Source organism: Bradyrhizobium sp. USDA 4486 (assembly GCF_054057995.1).
In genome coordinates this window covers 5,819,245-5,835,324 of sequence record NZ_JBSRZV010000001.1, presented here as the reverse complement: position 1 = coordinate 5,835,324, position 16,080 = coordinate 5,819,245, and the positions used below count along the sequence as shown (strand labels likewise).

Annotated in this window: 14 protein-coding genes; 2 read left to right on the top strand and 12 right to left on the bottom strand. The window is 65.6% G+C overall.

Annotated features, from left to right (window positions below):
- Positions 1-22: 22 nt before the first annotated feature.
- Together ACVWY3_RS27580 and hemA are read right to left on the bottom strand one after the other, a co-directional pair.
- The gene (locus ACVWY3_RS27580; protein ID WP_456841272.1) at positions 23-3,532 is read right to left on the bottom strand and encodes a PAS domain-containing hybrid sensor histidine kinase/response regulator; all 3,510 of its coding nucleotides are present in this window, start codon (positions 3,530-3,532) and stop codon (positions 23-25) included.
- Positions 3,533-3,717: 185 nt separating this feature from the next.
- Positions 3,718-4,947: a 5-aminolevulinate synthase gene (gene hemA / locus ACVWY3_RS27575; RefSeq protein WP_456841271.1), complete on the bottom strand. Its 1,230-nt coding sequence runs from the start codon at positions 4,945-4,947 to the stop codon at positions 3,718-3,720.
- 128 nt (positions 4,948-5,075) lie between these two features.
- On the opposite strand from hemA, the gene ACVWY3_RS27570 reads away from it, so the two are divergent.
- Complete coding sequence (locus ACVWY3_RS27570) at positions 5,076-5,267, top strand: type II 3-dehydroquinate dehydratase (RefSeq protein ID WP_456841270.1); 192 nt, start codon at positions 5,076-5,078, stop codon at positions 5,265-5,267.
- Between the two features lie 63 nt (positions 5,268-5,330).
- On the opposite strand, the gene ACVWY3_RS27565 is transcribed toward ACVWY3_RS27570, so the two are convergent.
- The 4 genes from ACVWY3_RS27565 to ACVWY3_RS27550 all read right to left on the bottom strand — a co-directional run bounded on the left by ACVWY3_RS27565 (position 5,331) and on the right by ACVWY3_RS27550 (position 10,199).
- Entirely contained in the window at positions 5,331-6,392 is a 1,062-nt protein-coding gene (locus ACVWY3_RS27565; protein ID WP_456841269.1) for an MBL fold metallo-hydrolase, read from the bottom strand.
- Between the two features lie 216 nt (positions 6,393-6,608).
- Positions 6,609-8,762, bottom strand: a complete 2,154-nt coding sequence (locus ACVWY3_RS27560; RefSeq protein ID WP_456841268.1) for a methyl-accepting chemotaxis protein — start codon at positions 8,760-8,762, stop codon at positions 6,609-6,611.
- Positions 8,763-8,929: 167 nt separating this feature from the next.
- On the bottom strand, positions 8,930-9,655 hold the full coding sequence (locus tag ACVWY3_RS27555) for an outer membrane protein (RefSeq protein WP_456841267.1): 726 nt from the start codon (positions 9,653-9,655) through the stop codon (positions 8,930-8,932).
- 223 nt (positions 9,656-9,878) lie between these two features.
- Positions 9,879-10,199 (bottom strand): hypothetical protein, encoded by a 321-nt coding sequence (locus ACVWY3_RS27550; protein WP_456841266.1) that lies wholly within the window; start codon positions 10,197-10,199, stop codon positions 9,879-9,881.
- 307 nt (positions 10,200-10,506) lie between these two features.
- On the opposite strand from ACVWY3_RS27550, the gene ACVWY3_RS27545 reads away from it, so the two are divergent.
- The gene (locus ACVWY3_RS27545; protein ID WP_456841265.1) at positions 10,507-10,788 is read left to right on the top strand and encodes a hypothetical protein; all 282 of its coding nucleotides are present in this window, start codon (positions 10,507-10,509) and stop codon (positions 10,786-10,788) included.
- Between the two features lie 12 nt (positions 10,789-10,800).
- Here ACVWY3_RS27545 and ACVWY3_RS27540 read toward each other — a convergent pair whose 3' ends face one another.
- From ACVWY3_RS27540 to ACVWY3_RS27515, 6 genes are all read right to left on the bottom strand, one after another.
- Positions 10,801-11,730: an AEC family transporter gene (locus ACVWY3_RS27540; RefSeq protein ID WP_456841264.1), complete on the bottom strand. Its 930-nt coding sequence runs from the start codon at positions 11,728-11,730 to the stop codon at positions 10,801-10,803.
- Between the two features lie 112 nt (positions 11,731-11,842).
- Positions 11,843-12,052 (bottom strand): hypothetical protein, encoded by a 210-nt coding sequence (locus tag ACVWY3_RS27535; RefSeq protein ID WP_027561994.1) that lies wholly within the window; start codon positions 12,050-12,052, stop codon positions 11,843-11,845.
- Positions 12,049-12,210 (bottom strand): hypothetical protein, encoded by a 162-nt coding sequence (locus ACVWY3_RS27530; protein WP_456841263.1) that lies wholly within the window; start codon positions 12,208-12,210, stop codon positions 12,049-12,051. Before ACVWY3_RS27530 ends, ACVWY3_RS27535 begins: the two co-directional genes overlap by 4 nt.
- Positions 12,211-12,498: 288 nt before the next feature.
- Positions 12,499-14,121 (bottom strand): ABC transporter ATP-binding protein, encoded by a 1,623-nt coding sequence (locus ACVWY3_RS27525; protein ID WP_456841262.1) that lies wholly within the window; start codon positions 14,119-14,121, stop codon positions 12,499-12,501.
- Positions 14,121-14,960 (bottom strand): ABC transporter permease, encoded by an 840-nt coding sequence (locus ACVWY3_RS27520; protein ID WP_456841261.1) that lies wholly within the window; start codon positions 14,958-14,960, stop codon positions 14,121-14,123. Before ACVWY3_RS27520 ends, ACVWY3_RS27525 begins: the two co-directional genes overlap by 1 nt.
- Entirely contained in the window at positions 14,957-15,928 is a 972-nt protein-coding gene (locus tag ACVWY3_RS27515; protein WP_456841260.1) for an ABC transporter permease, read from the bottom strand. Before ACVWY3_RS27515 ends, ACVWY3_RS27520 begins: the two co-directional genes overlap by 4 nt.
- Between the last annotated feature and the right edge of the window lie 152 nt (positions 15,929-16,080).

Genomic DNA, 16,080 nt, shown 5'->3' with positions numbered 1-16,080 from the left:
AGCCTGGCGTACCTCCATCAACTCACTCCGCCGCCACCATCTGCTGCGTTCGCCACTGGCCGAGAAGGGCGCGCAGCGAAGCCGGCTTCACCGGCTTGTTGAGCACTGCGATCTTTTCATCGCGCGCGGCGACCTGCACGGCCGGGCTGCGGTCGGCGGTGATCAGGATCGCCGGAATGGTGTCGCCGAAGCGGCGGCGGATATCGCGGATCGCGGCGATGCCGTTGCCGCGATCGAGATGATAGTCGACGAGCAGGCCGGTGACACGGCGGCCGGCTTTCTCGATCGCCGCGATCGCGCCTTCGGGATCGGCGACCGCGATCACCTCGGCGTCCCAGGCTTTCAGCAGTGTGCGCATACCGTCGAGGATCGCCGCGTCGTTCTCGATGCAGACGATCAGGGCACCCGAGATCGGCGTGCGCGCCAGCGGCGTCGCGCTGGTCACGGCGGCCGTATGCGTGACCGCCTTCGCCGTCGGCACCGTCACGGAGAACACGGAGCCGCCGCTCTTGTTGCCGTCGATGGCGATGCCGTGCTTGAGCACGCGCGCCAGCCGTTCGACGATCGAGAGGCCGAGCCCGAGGCCGCGCGCGATCCGCGCGCCCTGCTCGAGGCGGTGGAATTCCTTGAAGATCTCGGCGCGCTTGGCCGAGGGAATGCCGACGCCGGTGTCGTAGACGCAGATCTTGAGCGAGGAGCCGCGGCGGCGGCAGCCGACCAGCACGCGCCCACGCGGGGTGTATTTGATCGCGTTGGAGATCAGGTTCTGGAGCAGGCGCCGCAGCAGCAAGCGGTCGGATTCGACCGGAAGCGAGCAGGGCACGAAGGCGAGCGCGAGGCCCTTGGCGCGCGCGATCGGCGCGAACTCGATCTCGAGCGAGCGCATCAGATCCGCCATCTTGAAGCTCGAGATCGAGGTCGTCATCGCGCCGGCATCGAGCCTGGAGATGTCGAGCAGCGCGCCGAGGATCTCTTCGATGGCTTGCAGTGATTCGTCGATGTTCTCGACCAGCCGCGTCTCCTCGCCGCTGTGCTGGCGCTCGATCAGGCTCGTGATGTAGAGCCGCGCCGCGTTCAGCGGCTGGAGAATGTCGTGGCTGGCCGCGGCAAGAAAGCGCGTCTTGGAGCTGCTGGCATCCTCCGCCGCGCTCTTGGCCAGCGCCAGTTCGGAGTTCAGCCGCGTCAGTTCCTCGGTGCGGTCGCGCACGCGCTTTTCCAGCGACGCATTGGCGCGCTCCAGCGCTTCGGCGGCCTCGAAGGTCGGCGTGACGTCGGTGAAGGTGATGACGAAGCCGCCGCCGGGCATACGGTTGGTGAGCACCTCGATCACCATGTGGCGTTCCGGCAGGCGCTCCAGATAGGGCTCGCTGTCGGTCGTGTAGGCGACGAGCCGCTGCTCGATCATCGCCTCGCGATCGGCGTCACCGGCCGGATCGCTCACGCCCATGAATTCCAGGATCTCGCGCAAGGGCGTGCCGAACTGGATGAAATGCGGGGGGACGTTGAGGAGATCGCCGAACTGGCGGTTGGAGCAGATCAGCTGCAGATCGGCGTCGAACACCGCGATACCCTGCCGCACATGGTTGAGCGCGGTCTGGAGGATCTCGCGGTTGAAATGCAGCGCGGCGTGGGAATCGTCGAGCAGCTTCAGCGCGGCTTTCGCCGACACCGTGCGCTTGCGCAGCAGCAGCGACATCACGAGGCGCGAGGAGGCCGCACCGATCGAGGAGGCGATCAGGTGCTCGGCGTGCTGCAGCAGTTCGAAATCGGCAGGCGCCGCAAGCTCCAGGCGCACGTTGCGTCTGGCAGAGAAGGCCTCGAACGAATGCCGGGCGCGATCCGGCCCGAGATATTGGGCGACCGTGGTCTGGATGTCCTGCACCGTGACGGTGGTACGCCAGCGGCGGAAGCTCGGCGAGATCGGCGCGAGCGTGTTGGGCACGAACAAATCGGCCTGCACCAGCTCGATCGAGGACGGCTGGCGCGCCAGCGACAGCAGCACATAGGTGAGGATGTTGAGCGACAGCGACCAGATCACGCCATGCATCAGCGGCGGTAAATCGGCGCCGAACAGCGCTTGCGGGCGCAGCGCCTCGATTCCGAACGGACCGTGCTGGAGCAGCAGGATGCCTGCGGTCGAGGAATCCATGAAGCTCGGCATGAACAGCGTGTAGAGCCACACCGCGAAGCCGACCAGCATGCCGCCGATCGCGCCGCGCGCGGTTCCCCGCCGCCACAACAGACCGCCGAAGAAGCTCGGTGCAAGCTGGGCGATGGCGGCAAAGGAGAGCAGGCCGATCGCCGCGAGCTGGGTGTTGCCGAGCGCGCGATAGTAGAAATAGGCCATCACCATGATGGCGAAGATCGCGAGGCGCCGCGAGCGCAGCAGGAAGTCGCTGAAATCGGCACCGCCGGTGCGGCCCTCCGGCCGCCGTTGCAGCACCAGCGGCACAACCAGGTCGTTCGAGACCATGATCGACAGCGCGACGCATTCGACGATCACCATCGCGGTTGCCGCCGACAGGCCGCCGACGAAGATGGCGACGCTGAGCAGGTCCGCGCCGCCCTCCATCGGCAGCGCCAGCACATACATGTCGGGATCGGCCGTGCCGAACGGGAAGGTGACGAGGCCGGCGAGCGCGATCGGAATGACGAACACGTTGATGGCGACGAGATAGAGCGGGAACAGCCAGCGCGCGCGGCCGACCTCGGCATCGGATGAATTCTCCACCACGCTGACGTGGAACTGGCGCGGCAGCAGCATCACCGCGCACAGCGACAGCAGCGTCATGGTCAGGAAGTTGCCGATCGACGGCGAATAGTTGATGGCGCGCACCGCCTCCGGCGTCTTCATCGCGCGCTCGATCAATTCATGCGGCGAGAACATCCAGAAGGTGACGAAGATGCCGGCGGCGAGAAAGGCGACCAGCTTGACGATGGATTCGGTCGCGACCGCCAGCATCAATCCGTGCTGGTGCTCGGTGGCGTCGGTCTGCCGCGTCCCGAACAGCACGGCGAAGGCCGCCATCGCCAGCGTCACCATCAGCGCCATGTCGCCGAGGATCGGGATGTGGGAGAACGCCTGGTCCTCGCTCAGGATCGTCTCCAGCGAGGAGGCCACCGCCTTGAGCTGCAGCGCGATGTAGGGCACCGAGCCGATGATCGCGATCAGCGCGACGGTTGCCGCCACCGCCTGGCTCTTGCCGTAGCGCGCGCCGATGAAGTCGGCGATCGAGGTGATGTTGTGGGTCTTGGCGAGCTGGATCACGCGGCGGAGCACGCCGGCCCCCAACCCGATCATCAGGATCGGGCCGACATAGATCGCGAGGAAGTCGGTCGAGGTGCGGGTGGCGAAGCCGACCGAGCCGAAGAAGGTCCAGGAGGTGCAGTAGATCGCCAGCGACAGCGGATAGATCAGCCCCGAGGCGCGGCCGGCCCCCGCCGGCGAACGGCGGTCGCCATGGCTCGCCACCAGGAACAGGAAGCCGATATAGCCGAAGGCGGCGGCGATCACGCCCCAGTCGTGCAGCATGGCGAGCGTGCTTCTCCCTGGGCGCGGGCAGCGCCCGATCTCATTTTCGCTGTAAATCTAGCGCGTTGAGCGGACGCATGCGACAGCGAAATGTCCGGCGCGAGCGGGAACTGCAGGTGTCGTTAAGGTGCAATCGTGCGCAGCGGGCACCTGCCGTCCCTCCAGAGGAGGGTAAGAGCGGACGCCTACTCGGCCGCCAGCGACTTCTCGCGCAGCGGCAGGCCGAGCCGGTCCCATACCTGCAGCAGGGCTTCGGCGAGCTGGTCGATCAGGCCGTCGTCATGGTAGGGCGAGGGCGTGATGCGCAGGCGCTCGGTGCCCTTGGCGACGGTCGGATAATTGATCGGCTGGATGTAGATGCCGTGCTCTTCGAGCAAGAGGTCGGACGCCTGCTTGCATTTCTCGGGATCGCCGACGAACAGCGGCACGATGTGGGTGTCGTTCGACATCACCGGCAGGCCGGCGGCATTGAGGATCGCCTTGGTGCGGGCGGCGCGGTCCTGATGACGCTCGCGCTCCCAGCTCGAGGTCTTCAGATGCCTGATCGCGGCGGTCGCGGCCGAGCAGATCGCCGGCGGCAGCGCCGTGGTGAAGATGAAACCCGGCGCATAGGAGCGCACCGCGTCGATGATCTGGCCGTTGGCGGCGATGTAGCCGCCGAGGCAGCCGAACGCTTTCGCCAGCGTGCCTTCGAGGATGTCGATGCGGTGCATCACGCCGTCACGCTCGGCGATGCCGCCGCCGCGCGGACCGTACATGCCGACGGCGTGGACCTCGTCCACATAGGTCATGGCCCCGTACTTCTCGGCGAGATCGCAGATCTTCGCGAGCGGCGCGACGTCGCCATCCATCGAATAGAGGCTCTCGCAGGCGATCAGCTTCGGCCGGTTCGGACCCGCTGCCTTCAGCTTCTCTTCGAGGTCAGCCAGATCGTTGTGGCGGAACACGATGCGCTCGCAGCCGGACTGGCGGATGCCTTCGATCATCGAATTGTGGTTGAGCTCGTCCGACAGGATCAGGCAATTCGGAATGAGCTTTGCGATGGTGGCGATGCCGGTCTGGTTCGAGACGTAGCCCGAGGTGAACAGCAGCGCGGCTTCCTTGCCATGGAGATCGGCAAGTTCCGCCTCGAGCTGCACCAGCGGATGATGCGTGCCGGCGATGTTGCGGGTGCCGCCCGCGCCGGTGCCGACGCGGGTCGCGGTCTCGACCATCGCGCCGACCACCTTGGGGTGCTGGCCCATGCCGAGATAATCGTTGGAGCACCAGATCACGACATCGCGCTTGCCCTTGGGCGAGTGCCAGACCGCGTGCGGGAACCGGCCGGCGGTCCGCTCCAGATCCGCGAACACGCGGTAGCGCCGCTCGGTGTGGAGACGATCGAGGGCGGAATTGAAGAACTGGCTGTAATCCATCGGCAAAACCTGAGACGGAACTGCCCAAAAGGGCCGCATCTTCTTAGAGCTTTTCCAGCTCCAATGTCTATGCGCTTTCCCACATTTGGGCGTGAGGGGCATTTGGGCAAAATGCCCTATCGTGGGAATTGAAACTTGATCCCGATCAAGCTCGCGCGAGGTGCAATGCTGCTTCGCACCATCTGCCGGGCTGCTGCGGCCACGCCCGCGACGAATATCACCGCCACTCCAAGTTCTCGTTCGTGGCGACCGGCGTGATCTGCGGTCTCGGGCCGTTCGGCTACATCGCCGCGCTGCACGCGATCGCGAACATGAGGTGAGCTGCTGGCCCTGGCGGCGCTGCGCACCTTCGCCCCGCAAGCGGGGCGAGGTGAGGAAAGAGCTCACGTCGTCCTGAACTGGAGCACGCCGTCCTTCATCTCCGCCGTCAGCCGGCCCTCGACGATCATGTAGTTGACGTGAGCAACGAGCTCGCCGGCGGCAAAGCCCATCTGGTGCTCGTCCAGCACATGCTTGTTGAACACCACGGGCACCAGGGCGCGCGAGGTCTGCGGCACCTCGCGGCAGGCCTCCGCGATCAGGCGGCAGCGTTCCTCGTGGTGATCGGCGAGTTGCTTGATGCGGGTCTTGAGGCCGTAGAACGGCACGCCGTGGCCGGGCAGCACCAGCAGGTCATAGGGCAGGGTGGTGGTGAGGCTCGCGAGCGAGGCCAGATATTCGCCGAGCGAGTTCTGGTCGGGCTCGACCGCCCACACGCTGACATTGGGCGAAATCTTGCTCAGCACCTGGTCGGCCGAGAGGAACAGCTTGTCGTCGGCGCAATACAGCATCACCTGGTCGAGCGCGTGGCCGCCGCCGGTGATCACCTTGAAGCGGCGCGTGCCGATCACGACCTCGTCGCCATGCGAGATGCGGCGGTAGGACGGCGGTAGCACCGACACCTGCTTGAGATAATCCTGGCCGCGGCCGAGCAGCTTTTCGGTGAGCGACTCGTCCATGCCGTGACGGCGGAAGAACAGGCGCTGTGCGTTGCGCCGCTCCTCGGTGCCGCGGTTCTGGTGATAAACCGATTGCAGATATTCGACCTGCGACATCACCAGCGGGCAGCCGAAGCGCTCCACGATCCAGCCTGCGAGCCCGACATGATCTGGGTGCGAATGGGTGACGATCAGGCGCGTGATGTTTACGCCCTTGAGCGGGCCATCGAACAGTTTGGTCCAGGCCTCGATCGTCTCCTCATTGCCGAAGCCGGCATCGACCATCGCATAGCCGTCGCCGTCGGCGAGCAGATAGATGTTCACGTGGTTGAGGCGGAACGGCAGCTTCAGCCGCACCCACAATATGCCGGGCCTGACTTCGACGACGTCATCGGGGCCGGGATGCTGGTCCCAGGGGTAGCGCAAGGCCTCGGCCGAGGACTGCACGGTGTCGGTTTTCGCGTTCATGCTACCGGCTTAAACCCAGCGCGGGCGGGGCGCCAGCCGAAAAAGGCCCGGCCGGGACTCCGCATGGCGGTCATACCGGACGTTGTTTTTCCGTGTGCCGGTCGAAGCCTGCCCAAAACGCAGTGATTCCGGGGCGCGTGTGAGCGCGAACCCGGAATCCAGAAGTTGTCATTGCGAAATTCCGGGTTCGGCGCGACGCGCCGTCCGGAATGACAATCAGGCCGCCCGCATATTGTTGAGGAACGCGTCGATCTCCCCGCGCAGCATGTCGGCCTCGCGGCGAAGCGCGTCCGAGGCGCTCAGCACTTCGCCTGCCGCCGCGCCGGCTTCGGCCGAGGCGGTGGAGACGCCGACGATGTTGCTGGAGACCTCGCTGGTGCCCCCCGCAGCATGCTGGATGTTGCGGGCGATCTCGCGGGTGGCCGCGCCCTGTTCCTCGACCGCGGCGGCGATCGTCGTCGTGACGTCGTTGATCTCGCCGATGATCCGGCCGATGCCCTGGATGGCGCCGACTGCGGAGGTCGTGACCTGCTGCATGCTGGCGATCTGGGTACGGATCTCCTCGGTCGCTTTCGCGGTCTGGCTCGCGAGGCTCTTCACCTCGGAGGCGACCACCGCGAAGCCGCGGCCGGCCTCGCCCGCGCGCGCCGCCTCGATGGTGGCGTTGAGGGCGAGCAGATTGGTCTGCGAGGCGATGGTCTGGATCAGGTCGACGACGACGCTGATGCGGCTCGCGCTGTCGGCAAGGCTCTGCACCGTGGTGTCGGTGGCGCCGGCCTCGTCGACGGCCTTCTTGGCGATTGCGGCGGAGGTGACGACCTGCTTGCTGATTTCCTCGATCGAGGACGACAGCTGCTCGGTGCCCGACGAGACGGTCTGCACGTTGACCGAGGTCTCTTCCGCCGCGGAAGCGACCGCGTTCACCAGCGCGTTGGACTGATCGGCGGTGTTGGACATGCTCTGCGCGGTCGACTGCATCGAGTTGGCCGACTGCGCCAGATTGTCGAGCGCGGTCCGCACCGTGCTCTCGAACTCGGCGATCCTGGCCTCCATGCGTGCGGCGCGCTCGGCCTTGGCGACGCGGTCCTTGTCCTGCTCGCTGGCCAGTGCGCGCGCCTCGATCATGCTGTCGCGGAACACGGTCAGCGTGTCGGTCATCGCGCTGATCTCGTCATTGTGCCTGGAGCGCGCGATCTCGGTGTCGAGATCGCCGGCCGAGAGCAGCTGCATGGCGCGCTGCAGGCCGGTGATCCGGCGCAGGATGTTGCGGCCGACATAGAGCCACACGAACAGGACCGAGCCGACCAGCATCAGCGCACCCAGCGCCAGCATGACCGATGTCGCCAGCGAGATCTCCTGCCGCGCCTGGAAGGTCGAGGCATTGGTCTCCTTCTGCACGCCGTCGACGAGCTGCTGCACGCTGATGCCGAGGCCGACATTGAGCTTGCGCGTCTCGTCCAGGATGGTCTGGCCGTAGTCGATGGAGTCGAGCTCCTTCTCACGCAGATTGAACACGCCGGTCTTGCCGGTGCCGAGCGCAAGCAGCTTTTCCGCCGTCGCGCGCAGCATCTTGTTGCCCTCATTGTCCGGCAGCAGGTCGAGGTTCGAGCGCAGGCGTCCTTGTGCCGTCTTGAACTCCTTCTGGATGTCGTCGAGCTTGTCGCTCGTGCTCGCCGACAGCGCGGCGCTCATGTCGGCGGCCGCGAGATTGCCGCTGGCGACGACGTTGCCGAGCTGGCCGACGGTCTGCGCGGCTTCGGTGGCGTCTTCGGGGGACAGGTTTGCCGAGCCGAGAATGGCGTTGACCCGGGTCTGCGCTTCCAGCATCGCTGGGCTGGCCGCGCCGACGAAGGCGCCCTGGGCGCTGCGCAGCGCGTCATATTGCTTGTCATGGAGCGCTGCGATGTCCAGCCGTTCGCGGGCTGCCTTGGCCAGGCTCTGGGCCGCCTCGTTGATGCTCTTCATCGTCTCGCCGAGACCGGCGACGACGGACTTGTCGCCGCCGAGCTCGATGATCTCGTTGAGTTTCTGCTGCGTCTGCTCCTGCAATTCCTTGAGTTTCTTGGTGCGCTCGCTGAGGGCTTCGTCGCTTTGAGCCGCGAGCAGGGCCGGTCCCTGTGCCGCGAGGCTCGCGCTCAGGGCCGACAATTGCAGGCTGGCGGCGAGGCGCGGAATATCCTGTCCGCTCAGCTCGATCATGCGTCCGCCGAGATTCTGCAGCGCGAGGCCAGCGCCGGCTGCGATCACGAGGCCCATGCCCGCGATCACGCCGAAGGCCGCAAACAGACTGCCGCGTACCCCCCATTTCAGCATTTTGAAGCGAGGTTTCAATCGACCGAGCAAACGGCCAACGCCCAGACGGATCGCCATCGAAATTTCCCCCACGCTCTTGCTTCTGTTTTGTGGCCGGCAGTATCCGCAGGGTCGGTTAAAAAATCGCAATCGGTGCAACTGCTTGCATTGGTTCCGCAGGACGAAAAAATGAAGGGCCGGCGAGAACGCCGGCCCTTGGTCGGGGGTAAGATTTTGCTAACCGATCAGTAGCGCGCGACGGTCGGGCTCGCCCAATTGAAGCGGTAGTTGACGCCCGCCTTGATCGTGTGGTCGTCGGTGGTGAAGTTGCCGGTGCCCGCCAGCGGGCCTCCGGTGAAGTGCGCATCGCCGAAATTGTAGTACTGGTACTCCGCCTTGGCCGACCAGTTCGGGGCGAACATGTACTCGAGGCCGGCGCCGACGGTATAGCCGTTGCGGTGATCGCCGGTGATGACGAAGGCGGTCGGCACGCCGCCGACGGTCACCTTCTCGTTGTTGTCCGAATAGGCGTAGCCGCCCTTCACATAGACGAGACCCGGACCCCAGGTGTAGCCGACGCGGCCGGTGAGAGAGCCGAGGCCGCGCTGGTCGTTGGTGTAGGTGATGCCGCCCGGGAACACCGCCCCGACGCTGCCGGAGAGCCAGGAATACTGGCCCTCGACGCCGACCACGAAGTTCGGGTTGAACTGCCAGTCCGCGCCGACCTGCACGCCGCCAAGGAAACGGCCGTTGCCGTTGTTGCCGGTGGAGAGGCCGTTGAAATTGTTGTCGCTGGAGAAGGCGCCGCCGACATGGCCGCCGATATAGAACCCCGTCCAGTTGTAGATCGGCGCGGCATAGGCCGGCGCGGGCGCCTTATAGTAGCCGCGGTTACCGAGATCGGCACCGAGCGCCGGCGCGGCAGCGCCCGCCACGAGCAGCGCAACGGTCGCAATCAGAATCTTCTTCATAGTCCAAACTCCAAAACTAAAGGTCCCCGGCAGGCGCGCTGTCCGCGCCGCGTTGGTTCTGCAGATAGCTCGCTTTTGTCGAAAATGCTGTCACATCCGTGGCACAGCGGCACCCAACCTAACGTGTTGGGCCGCAAATGATTTTCGTGCTTAATGGGGATTTAAGAAATGCTGAAGGAAGGCTTAATTCGCAAGTCGTCGAGCAACCTTCGCGTCGTTTTCGTTAACCAAGACGCCGCCGCGCTTCGTCGCGCATCTGTTCGCGGAACGCGGCGCGCTTGGCTGGCCGGTCTTCCTCGCGCACGTCGTGACGATCGAAGATGTCGAACTTCTCCATGATCGGATAGCGCTCACTCGCCATCGCGAGCACGCGCAGCACTTTGGTCGCAGACGGCGAGGGGCCGCTCACCTCCCAGCGCCGGATGGTGTCGGCGCCGCCCTGCTCCGGCAATCCGCAAAGCTTTGCCATATCGGCCGCCGTGAGCGTCCGTCCGAGGGCCTCGGAGAGGTCGTTGCGGAGCTGCTTCAGTTCGGCGCCGGTCATGTGGCTTGTCGTCCAGTGACATTGCTTGATGAGCAATGCACTACCGCTGATTCGGGTCCATCCGAAGGCAGGTCGTCCACGACAAACTCATCCATCGCGCCCTGCCAGGGCGATGCAGCCGACGTCGAGCGTTTATCACACTGCCGGCCACCTCGGTGCTGAGATCCATCATTGCTGCCTGGAGCGCGGCTGGCTGAGGCGGACCGCGACATTCGCCCGCGCACGGAGTTATGAACGCGTGCCTATGGACATCCGCCGGCGAATGAACACATGGCAGGAGGGGCTCCCAACGATCGAGGGATCAGCCATGACCAGCATGAAATTCGCCATTGCCGCGCTCATCACGACCGGACTGCTCGCCGTGCCCTTCGCGGCTGAGGCGAAGAAGCACCGCTCCAGCCGGTACAGCACCAGCGTCGTGGCCCCCGCCTATAGCGGCGTCGGCGCGCCGGTCGCGCAGCCCAGGGCCTCTTACGGCTCGTCCGGACAGACGGTCGGCACTGTTACGGCACCCTCGATCGGCACGTACAACTGGCCGTCAGTCGGCGTGACCAATTCGGTGCCGACCTGGAGCAACACCACCCGATAAGGCCGATGTGGTTCAGCGCGATCCCGTGGCGAGGCCCGACAGCAGGTAGAGCGCGACCAGCAATGTTCCGACCGACAGCATTGTCGTCACCGACACCGTGGCCGCAACCAGCCTCTCCTCGACCTTGTGCTCGTGCGCCAGCACATACACGGTCTTTGCTGTCGGCACGGCCGCGCAGATGACGGCGGCCACGGTGTAGAGTGGATTGAGGCCCAGCATCACGCAAAGCCCGTAGACGAGCAGCGGCATGATCACCAGTTTTACGGCCGCAAGCGCGAACGATGCCTTCAGGTTCGACCGCAGTCCCTCGAGCGACAGGCCGAGCCCGATGGCAAACAGCGCGCAGGGCGTGAGCGCGGCCGCGATCATGTTCAGATAGGCCGCGACGGCTGTTGGAATCGGCAAGCCCGTACTCGACCAGACGAGGCCGATGAGGGTCGACAGCACCATCGGATTGAGCAGGATCTGTCTTGCGAGTCCAGCGGAATGCGAAGGCCCGCGCGCGTCGCGCTCCAGCAGGATGACGGTGATCGGAAACAGCACGGCGGCCACGAACACCGTCGCCACCGCGGCAGGCAGCACGGCGGGCTGGCCGTAGATCGCATGCAGGATCGGCAGCGCGACGAAGCCGGTATTGGTCATCGCCGCCGCCATGCCGTGGATCGTGCTGCTGGCGAGATCATGTTTTCCGCGGACGGCGACGAAGACCAGCGCGAAACAGATGAGGGAGCCGCCGCCGAACGCGAGCAGGAAGCGCCATTCCAGGAGATTGCGTGCCGGCTCCTGGGCGATGGTGACGACCAGCAGTGCCGGCATCGCCACGTTGTAGGCGAAATGCACCAACGCGTCGGCGAGCGAGTGCGAGAGATAACCGAGCTCGCCGGCGAGCCAGCCGGTGACGATGATCGCGAATACGGGAAGAACGAGGCTGGCGACTTCCATCCGGCTTCCCCCTTGCTGCCAATGGCCGCAACAAAAGGTTACTCCGGCAAGGGAGCGTCGTCACTGTCCAGGAGGCTCTTGTCGCGAAGCGCCCATGGAAAGCAGGCCGGCGTTAAATGCCCCGGCCGTTCTGCTGACCGATCACACAGCGCCAGGCCGCCAGGCGCTCGGCGGGATGCTGGTTCATCCATTCGGCGAGCTGCGGCGCGCCCATCAGGCAGGACTGCACCGAGACCTGCGCAAAGTCGGAGCTGGTGACGAGCTGCTCGTGACAATTGGTCGGCGAGGCGAGGCTGCAAAGCACGGCGATGATCTTGATCACGACAGGTTCCCCCCGTCGCGGCCGATCGTTGCCTTGTCCTGTTCTTCGTTGCCCGGATCGCCCGGCGGGAAGATGCTGTCGTAGATGGCGCGCGCCTCCTGAATGAGACGAACGCGCTCCCGCTCGGATTTCGAGACAAATCGAATAACTTCGCCCATGTTGGCTCCGGATATCGGTTGGCAAACGGTCATGAGATGACGTTGATCATTCAATCGCGATCTATGGCGCCGCTTTGGATTTGCAGCGGTGCACCAGGTCACGACGGATAAAAAGCGCGTGACCGCGCCTCATGCGTCGCAACGCATGCTGGTGTCACCTTACCCCTCGCTGTCATCAGCGAGGATCGTCTCATCAAGCAAATGCTGCCGGATCGAATATGTTTCGCCCCGGACCGCGTGCAAGTTTTTGGAACCATCGCGAAGATTGATGAACGACAACGATGCGTCTCACGCCGCCGGCGCGCATTCCTTCCGTCCCGGCACCGCCGCCAGCAACTCCCGCGTATAGGCGTGCTCCGGCGCGGCGAAGAGCTGCGAGGTCGGCTTCAACTCGACGATGGCGCCGCGCTGCATCACCGCGATGCGGTCGCAGATCTGCGCCGCGACGCGCAGGTCGTGAGTGATGAACAGCATCGACAGACCAAGGCGTGCCTTGAGGTCTTCGAGCAGCTTCAACACTTGCGCCTGCACGGAGACGTCGAGCGCGGAGACGGCCTCGTCCGCGACGATGATCTCCGGCTCGAGCGCGAGCGCGCGGGCAATTCCGATGCGCTGGCGCTGGCCGCCGGAGAATTCGTGCGGATAGCGTTCGAGCGCGCCGGTGTCCAGGCCCACCATCTTCAGGAGATCGCGGGCGCGGTCGAACGCCACCTTGGGGTCGATGCCGGCTGCGATCGGTCCGTCGGCGATGATGTGGCCGATCTTGCGCCGCGGGTTGAGCGAGGCGAACGGATCCTGAAAGATCATCTGGATGCGATGGCGCTCGGCGCGCAACGCCTTGCCCGAAAGCTGCGTGAGATCGGTGTCGCCGATCCGCACCGTGCCGCGATCGGCCTCGATCAGCCGCATCACCAGCCGCGCCACCGACGATTTGCCGGAGCCGGATTCGCCGACGAGGCCGAGCGTCTCGCCCTTGAGGATGTTGAAATTGACCGCGCGGGCGGCATCGACGCGGCGGTCCTCGCGAAAACAGCCGCCCGACGTGACGTAGGTCTTGTCCAGCCCGATCACCTCGACGGCCCTGGCCTGATCGTCCAGGGCGCTGCGCGCCGGCGGGTCCATCGACGGCACGGCAGCGAGCAGGGCCTTGGTGTACTCGTGCTGCGGCTCGTTGAAGACCGTCGCGGCGGGGCCTTCCTCGACGACCTTGCCGTGGCGGAGCACCACGACCTGGTCGGCAATGTCGGCGACCACGCCGAAATCATGGGTGATGAACATCACCGCCATGTCGCGGTTGCGCTGCAGGTTGCGGATCAGCTTGAGGATCTGCGCCTGCGTGGTGACGTCGAGCGCGGTGGTCGGCTCGTCTGCGACCAGCACGGCCGGTTCGAGCGCCAGCGCCATCGCGATCATGGCGCGCTGGCGCTGGCCGCCGGAGAGCTGGTGCGGATAGGCACGCACGATACGCTCGGGGTCGGGCAGGCCGACCTCGCGCGCCAGCGCCAGCGCTCTCGCGCGCCGCTCCCTCGGCGTCAGCAGGCCATGGGCTTCGAACATCTCCGCCATCTGGTCGCCGATCCGCATCAACGGATTGAGCGCGGTCATCGGCTCCTGGAAGATCATTGCGAGGCGGCGGCCGCGCAGATCCCGCCAGCCGCTGTCGTCGAGCTTCAGCAGGTCGCGGCCTTCGAACTGGATCTCGCCTGATGTGACGGACACTGTATCAGGCAGAAGTCCCATCAACGCATGCGCGCACATCGACTTGCCGGAGCCGGACTCGCCGACCACGCAGACGATCCTGCCGGGCCGCAGGTCGAGCGAGACGCCGTCGACCGCGAACGGACGCTCGGCGCCCTTGGGCAGCGCGATCCGCAGGTTCTTGATGGAGACGGCGGGCGGGGCGGTCGTCATCAGCGGCCCTCCCGCGACAGGCGCGGATTGAGGGCGTCGTTGAGACCTTCGCCGATCAGGTTGAGGCCGAGCACCGAGATCAGGATCGCGACGCCGGGAAACACGGTGATCCACCAGGCCTGGCGGATCACGGTGCGGCCCGCGCCGACCATGTAGCCCCAGGAGATCAGATTGGGATCGCCAAGACCGAGGAACGCCAGCGAGGATTCCAAGAGGATCGCGGTCGCCACCATCAGCGAGGCCAGCACGATCACCGGCGACAGTGCGTTGGGCAGGATCTCGCGCAGGATGATCCAGCTGTTGCTCTGGCCGCTGACGATTGCGGCCTGGACATATTCGCGCGTTCGCAGCGACAGCACCTCGCCGCGCACGAGGCGGGCGACCGGTGGCCAGCTGACCACCGCGATCGAGGCGACGATCGAATACATAGAGGGCTGCAGGATCGCGACCAGCACGATCGCGAGCGCGAAGCTCGGAATGGTCTGGAAGAACTCGGTGAAGCGCATCAGGGCGTCATCGACCTTGCCGCCAAAATAGCCGGCCATCGCGCCAATGGGCACTCCGACGACCAGTGCGGCCAGCGTCGAGACGAGGCCCACCAGCAGCGAGACGCGGGCGCCAAAGATCATGCCGGCGAACACGTCGCGGCCCAGCGCGTCGGTGCCGAGCGGCACGGTGGAGAGCGTGAAGGGCGGCAGGAACGGCCGCTGCACCATGCGCCAGGGCGAGTTCGGGAACAGCATCGGCCCGATCACCGCGACCGAGATCGCGAAGAGGAGGATGACGAGCCCGATGACGCCGCTGGGGCTCTTCAGCATCGTTGTCCAGAACTGTTTCATGAGGCGAATTCGATGCGCGGGTCGACCAGGCGATAGACGAGGTCGGTAATGAGATTGAAGATGAGAACCATGGCGGAGCAGATCACGAACACGCCGAGCAGGAGGTTGTAGTCGCGCTGCAGAAGCGCGTCGTACATCAGGCGCCCGATGCCGGGCCAGGCGAACACGGTCTCGGTGATGACGGCGCCGCCGATCAGCGTGCCGGAGTGCACGCCGGCCAGCGTCACGACCGGCAGCAGCGCGTTGCGCAGCACATGGCGGCGCTGGATCACGGCATCGGAGAGGCCTTTCGCGCGCGCGGTCTTGACGAAGTCGAGCCGCTTCACCTCGAGCATCGAGGCGCGCGTCATGCGGGTGTAGGTCGCCATGAAGAACAGCCCGAGCGTCATGGCGGGCATGATCAGGTGCTTTGCGACGTCGACCGTATGGGCAAGTCCAGTGTAGTTGGCGCCGACCGTCTCGTAGCCGAAGCTCGGCAGCCAATCCACGGTGACCGAGAACAACAGGATGCCCATCAGCGCCACCCAGAAGATCGGCATGGCGTAGAAGATCAACGCGAACACGGTGATGGCGGTGTCGAGGAACGTTCCGGCGAAGCGTGCGGCGAAGGTGCCGAAGAGAACGCCGAGCGCGAGCGAGATCGCGAATGCCGTCAGCGTCAGCAGCAGCGTCGCCGGCAGCCGCTCGCCGATCAGCTTTGCGACCGGTGCCTGCTGGCGGAAGGAGAAGCCGAGGTCGAGGGCGGCGACGCCCTTGACGTAGATGAAGAGCTGCTCGGGCAGCGGCTTGTCGAGGCCGAACTTCTCCCGGAGCTGTTTGACGAAAACCTGGTCACTGGCCCCCGCTTCGCCCGCCATGACGACCGCGGGATCGCCGGGCGCAAGGCGGATCAGGAAGAAATTGAGCACGACGATCGCGAGCAGGACGATCACGCCCTTGAGGACACGCTGGGCAACGAAGGAGAGCATCTTAGAAAGTCATCTTGGTGAGGTGACCTGGAGCCACTGGGGCAGTGCGCTCCCTCGCCCCGCTCTTGCGGGGAGAGGGTTGGGGTGAGGGGCCTCTCTCCACGGCAGGACGTTGCCGAGGAACCTGCACCCCCTCGCCCGCCGCGCGCGAG